The organism is Flavobacterium sp. (assembly GCF_043778725.1).
Taxonomy (GTDB): Bacteria; Bacteroidota; Bacteroidia; order Flavobacteriales; family Flavobacteriaceae; genus Flavobacterium.
This window is the reverse complement of the sequence record NZ_JAYWFT010000084.1, coordinates 1-5,190: the sequence shown is the minus strand read 5'-3', so window position 1 is coordinate 5,190 and position 5,190 is coordinate 1. Positions and strand designations below refer to the sequence as shown.

The 5,190-nt window shown below is 29.5% G+C and carries 5 protein-coding genes; 1 reads left to right on the top strand and 4 read right to left on the bottom strand.

Features of this window, described 5'->3' with window-relative positions; all coding sequences use genetic code 11:
- From ACH2CG_RS07540 to ACH2CG_RS07530, 3 genes are all read right to left on the bottom strand, one after another.
- The coding region (locus tag ACH2CG_RS07540) for a M56 family metallopeptidase (RefSeq protein WP_395063784.1) at positions 1 to 1,334 on the bottom strand (1,334 nt) is incomplete at its 3' end.
- Positions 1,335 to 1,372: 38 nt separating this feature from the next.
- Positions 1,373 to 3,280, bottom strand: a complete 1,908-nt coding sequence (locus ACH2CG_RS07535) for a M56 family metallopeptidase (RefSeq protein WP_395063782.1) — start codon at positions 3,278 to 3,280, stop codon at positions 1,373 to 1,375.
- A 51-nt stretch (positions 3,281 to 3,331) separates the two neighbouring features.
- Positions 3,332 to 3,691: a BlaI/MecI/CopY family transcriptional regulator gene (locus tag ACH2CG_RS07530; RefSeq protein WP_035128191.1), complete on the bottom strand. Its 360-nt coding sequence runs from the start codon at positions 3,689 to 3,691 to the stop codon at positions 3,332 to 3,334.
- A gap of 147 nt (positions 3,692 to 3,838) precedes the next feature.
- Here ACH2CG_RS07530 and ACH2CG_RS07525 point away from each other — a divergent pair, with 147 nt between their 5' ends.
- Positions 3,839 to 4,381 (top strand): hypothetical protein, encoded by a 543-nt coding sequence (locus tag ACH2CG_RS07525; protein ID WP_395063779.1) that lies wholly within the window; start codon positions 3,839 to 3,841, stop codon positions 4,379 to 4,381.
- Here the strand turns inward: ACH2CG_RS07525 and ACH2CG_RS07520 are convergent.
- Positions 4,378 to 5,190: MFS transporter (locus ACH2CG_RS07520; protein ID WP_395063777.1), on the bottom strand; the 813-nt coding region annotated here is incomplete at its 5' end. The genes ACH2CG_RS07525 and ACH2CG_RS07520 overlap by 4 nt on opposite strands.

The window sequence follows — 5,190 nt, the reverse complement described above, 5'->3', positions numbered from 1 at the left end:
GGCGCTACTGGAGCAAGTGGTGGTGTAGGAGGTATTGGTGCTTCAACATCATATACGTCAGTAACAGCGTAAACTTCATCAGAATCATCTCCTGATTTTGCATTAGTAGTTATGGCCGTTCGGTTGTTATTAGGTTCTGTATCTTTAGTTCTTATACCAACTGAATTTTTAGATTTAAAAATTGTAATTTCATCAATTGGCTCGTCTCCGTTAACTACAGATGTGCCATTATTGCCATTTTTGTCCTTATAATCTATTTTTATTGCAGTGATTTCTCCGTTTGAATTTCTTTTAATTTTTGAAAATTTAACTACAATTCCACTTTGTTTTTCTAACAGTTCGGCTTCTTTTTTCATTTCGGCATCAGTTGAATTTTTGTCTATTGAAAAAGCCGTTAATTCGGCGTAAGCTTTTCTGTTTTCAGAAATTTCTACCTCTTTTTCTTGAGCAATTACTTTCACTTGGAACAGAATTACAAAGGCTACTAATGCAGGAATGATCACTGCGTACTTCCAAGAATTTTTCTTGTTGGATTGATTTTTGTTTAACATAACGATTCGTTTTTTGATTAATGATTGATAAAAATGATTTGTAATTGGTAAGCAGTTTTGATAGGAAACTACCTTTAAAAGTGCCATTTGATAGGACTTTTTATCGTCTATTTGCGCAATAGCTTTGCTATCGGCAATGTATTCTAAATTTTGAACAACTGCTTTTTTGTATAAATACATAAACGGATTGAACCAGAAAAGTACCGTGAATAAGTTGGATGCTAATATATCTAAAGAGTGTTTTTGAGCGCTGTGAATTTTTTCGTGTAGCAAAATACTTTGCAATTCTGATTCCGAATATAAACTAGAATTGAATACTATATAATTGAAGAAGGAAAATGGTGAAAGATTCTCATTTACATCAATGTATTGAAACTTTTCTTCTTTAATAACTTGTCTATTATCTAAAACTTTAAACAAGGAAATCAGATTGAAAAATACTTTAAATAATAGAAAAAGTGCAATAATTCCATAAACATAAATTCCAATTTGAAGCCAATCAATTTCAGTCGTTTGCTCGATGATTTTATTAGTTGGAACCGCACCAGAAACGGCACTTGCAATGGTATCTGTAATTGGATTTGGAACTGCTTTTGGAGTTTCAACAATACTAATTTTTTTTATAAAAAATAACGGTAAAACAACAGATGTTATCAATCCAGTTAATAAAAACCAGCGATTGGTACTGAAAAATGTCTCTTTACGCAACAAAAAATAGTATGCTAAAAAGAAGGCAGTAATTAATCCGCTCGATTTTAAAAAGTAAATAAAAACTGTTTCCATAGCTGTTATTGTTAGAGAAAATTGTTATTGTTTAGTTACTATTTTGTAGTAATAATGATCTTTTTAATTGGAGTACCAGCAGTTTCTTTTCCGTTTTCGTCGTATACTCTTATTGATTTTACATTTTGTAAATTCATTTGATTTAATGTTTCTAATGGATTTGTTTTATAAACACCATTAATAATAAGTACTAATCCATCTTCATTTAGTTTAACGGTTGGATAATGAGGTATTTTTAAAATTTTCTCAGAAGGAATAAAAACTATATCGTCACCATTGTCATTTGAAAAAATTATAATTTTCTTTTCTTGAGGTGTTTCTAAAAGAGAAGTACTTTCTGTTTTAGTGTTTCTATTAAAAACGGAAACACTTTTTTTTCCTTCTACTTCATTTTTTTCAATTGTTTTCTCATCATTAATTATAATCAATTGTTCTTTTGCGTTATCAGCAGTTTTGATAGTTTCATTATTTTTTGTTGATACTAGTGCAACTCCATTTTTACCATCTTCGCCATACTTTTTCAATTTCTCTTTATCCAAAATTTTCTCTATTTTATCAAGCTCTTTATCGTTAGAAATTTTAATAGGATTAGCATCGTCTTGCTTTTCTCCATCTATGTAAATCAGTAGTTTAATACTTTCAATTTTGATTTCATTAATTGACCAATATCCGTCATTTTTTTCAGTAGATAAATCAATATTAATATCTTTTAATTGATTTTTGCCTTCATCTGTAAGTTCATTATGTTCAATTTGTTTTATACCAAAATTCCATTTTCCGTTTTTAAGTTTTGTGGTGTACAATGAAATTGCATTTATTGGTTTTTGGTCATTTAATTCCAATTTTTTTACTGAGCCATCTAAAAGCGATTTCATTTCGATTTTAATTCCTGTAATTTTAGATTCAGAATTTCTAATAATTTCTGAAAAATTTATTGATATATCATAATCTTTAAATATATTTTTATAAGCAAGTAAATCTTTGTCTTTACTGGTTGATTCAAATTTAATGGCTAAATCTATAATATCAGAATTTGTATTATAATCTATGATTTCAGCTTTATCTTGAGCCACAACTTTAATTTGAAATAAAAGTACAAAGCAGATTAATGCAGGAAGTACAACTGCATATTTCCAAGAATTTCTTTTGTTGGATTGATTTTTGTTTAGCATAATAATTCGTTTTTTGATTAATGATTGATAAAAATGATTGGTAATTGGCAAGCAGTTTTGATGTGAAACTACCTTTAAAAGCGCTTTTTGATACGACTTTTTATCTTCTATAAGTTGGATTGCTTTGCTATCAGCAATGTATTCTAAATTTTGAACTATGGATTTTTTATACAACCAAACTATTGGATTGAACCAAAACAAAATGGTAAATAATTTGCTGAGTAAAACATCAAACGAATGTTTTTCTTTACTGTGTATTTTTTCGTGTAATAATATGTTTTCCAATTCATTGTCGGAATACAAGCTTGAATTGAATACAATGTAATTGAAGAATGAAAACGGAGCAATATCTTCTTGCAAATCAACGAGAGTGAACCTTTCTTGTTTCTTTATTTTCTTGTTTAGTAATAATTTAGATAATGAAAATAGGTTTATAATAACTTTTATTAAAAGTATAAAAACGATAATTCCATAGCCAATTGCAATTATTTGATACCAATCTAAAGTGGCTACTTCTTGAGTGATTTCTGGTACATTAGAAATGGATTCTTTGGAAGTTGTTATCAAATTATCTGTTGAAATCTTTGGTTGCTCAATAAAAACAATTCGTTTAATAAAAAATAATGGCAATAATGCAGAAATCACTAATCCTGAAAGTAAAAACCATCGATTGCTAGTAAAAAAAGTTTCTTTACGAAGCAAAAAATGATATGCCAAAAAGAAAGCAATAATCAAACCACTAGATTTAATAAGGTATGTGAAAAATTCTTGCATTTAGATTATTTTTTAATTTCGTCCCTTTGATTTTTTAACTCGAATCTCGACTTATTTCCTCTTCTCAATAATATCTAAAATCTCACGTAATTCATCCGCTGAAATTTTATCTTCTTCCGCAAAAAACGATACCATATTTTTATAAGAACTATTGAAATAATTATCAATTGCCGTACTCATAAAGGTTTTTCTATAATCTTCTAACGCAATTACTGGAAAATATTGATGCGTATTTCCATAAGCATTATGACCAACATATCCTTTCTCTTCCAGGTTTCTAATAATGGTAGAAAGTGTGTTGTAATGAGGCTGATCCTCTGTTATTTCTGCCATAACATCTTTTACAAAAGCTTTTTTTAGCTTCCATAAAATGTGCATGATTTCTTCTTCTTTATTCGTTAATTTTTGCATGATTGTTATTTTACAGAACAAACATACAACTATATTTTTAGTTACACAACTATTTTTATAGTTAAATAACTATTTTTAACGTTTGATATTAATTCAGCTATTAAAAAACAATTGATTAAATTTGCCAAAACCCTTTATCAATAAGACATGACAATCAAAATCTATAATAAAACCAATTTTCATAAATATACTTTTTGTATTTTCACAGAAGTAGCTGCCGATGCTATTAAAGAGTTGAAATTAAATTTCAAAAGCAAATCGGGTAGTAGTTATTATTTTGTTGAAAACGGCGTTTATCGGTTGTCAAACCATTGGGGAAGAGCTGCCAATTGCAAATGGAGATTATTATCAAATACTAAAAATGTTAACAGAATGAAACTTGGTTTTGCATCATGGAACGATTTTTATCCAGATAACGATTACGAAAAATTATATTTTATAGAAGTAAACCACAGCAATCAATCAGTAAATTTCTATCACAAACAATCAGAAAATTATTCGTCAAATAAAGTTTTAAGAACTTCCAACGAAACCACAAAACTCATAAAACAAATTCGGAATTTAGTAGACGAAACCGCTTGGGTAAAACACCTAAAATCGGATAATGTTGAAGAATTACGTAAACAAATTATTGATAGATTAATTAATTCCAATCAATCATTTCAAGAGATTAGACGTGATTTTCTTTAAATCTCACGTTCGCCACCTTCAGCAGGATGTTCAAAAGTCGCAGGAACATCTGGATGAATAATTTTGGGATGCGCTACTTTTTCTTTAGCTACTAATTGTATTACCCAAAATCCTAAACCTGTTCCAATCAAACCCAAAACTCCCATAAACAACCAGTTCATTTGATAGCCATAAGTAGCTATAATTCCCATTCCTATTTTAGCACTCAAAATGTGAGCAGCGCTAAAACTCATTGTGAAAATTGCCATATAACGACCTTCATGACCTTTTGGCGCTCGACTCATAGCAAACGAATTGGAAAATGGAAAAGCAAACATTTCGGCAAAAGTCATAAACAACATCATCACAATTAAAATGCCAACCCAAAAGTTAATTAATAGCGAAAACATACTAATCGCCATCATCAAACAACCAATAGAAACCACGCGCACTTTATCCAGTTTCTTGCGTTCAATGTAACTCACAATAGGCATTTCTAGAAAGAAGACTAAAATACCGTTCATCGTTAAAAGCAAGCCTGTTTGGAGCTCGTTTAAATCAAATTGTTTTTTATGATACAACGGAATGGTAGTGAATAATTGAAAAAATAAAACGCCAGTAATCACGCAACTAAATAGGAATATCCAAAATGGCTTGTCTTTAAAAACCGACTCTCTGTTGGCTTCCAATAGCAATTTTGCTTCCATAGATTCGGCTGGTTTTTTCTTCTCTTTTACAAGCAATGCAAAAACTAAAATCGCAAGGATACACGTTCCACCATCAGCCCAAAAAAGTCCTTTGTAACCAATATTCATAATTATCAATCCGCC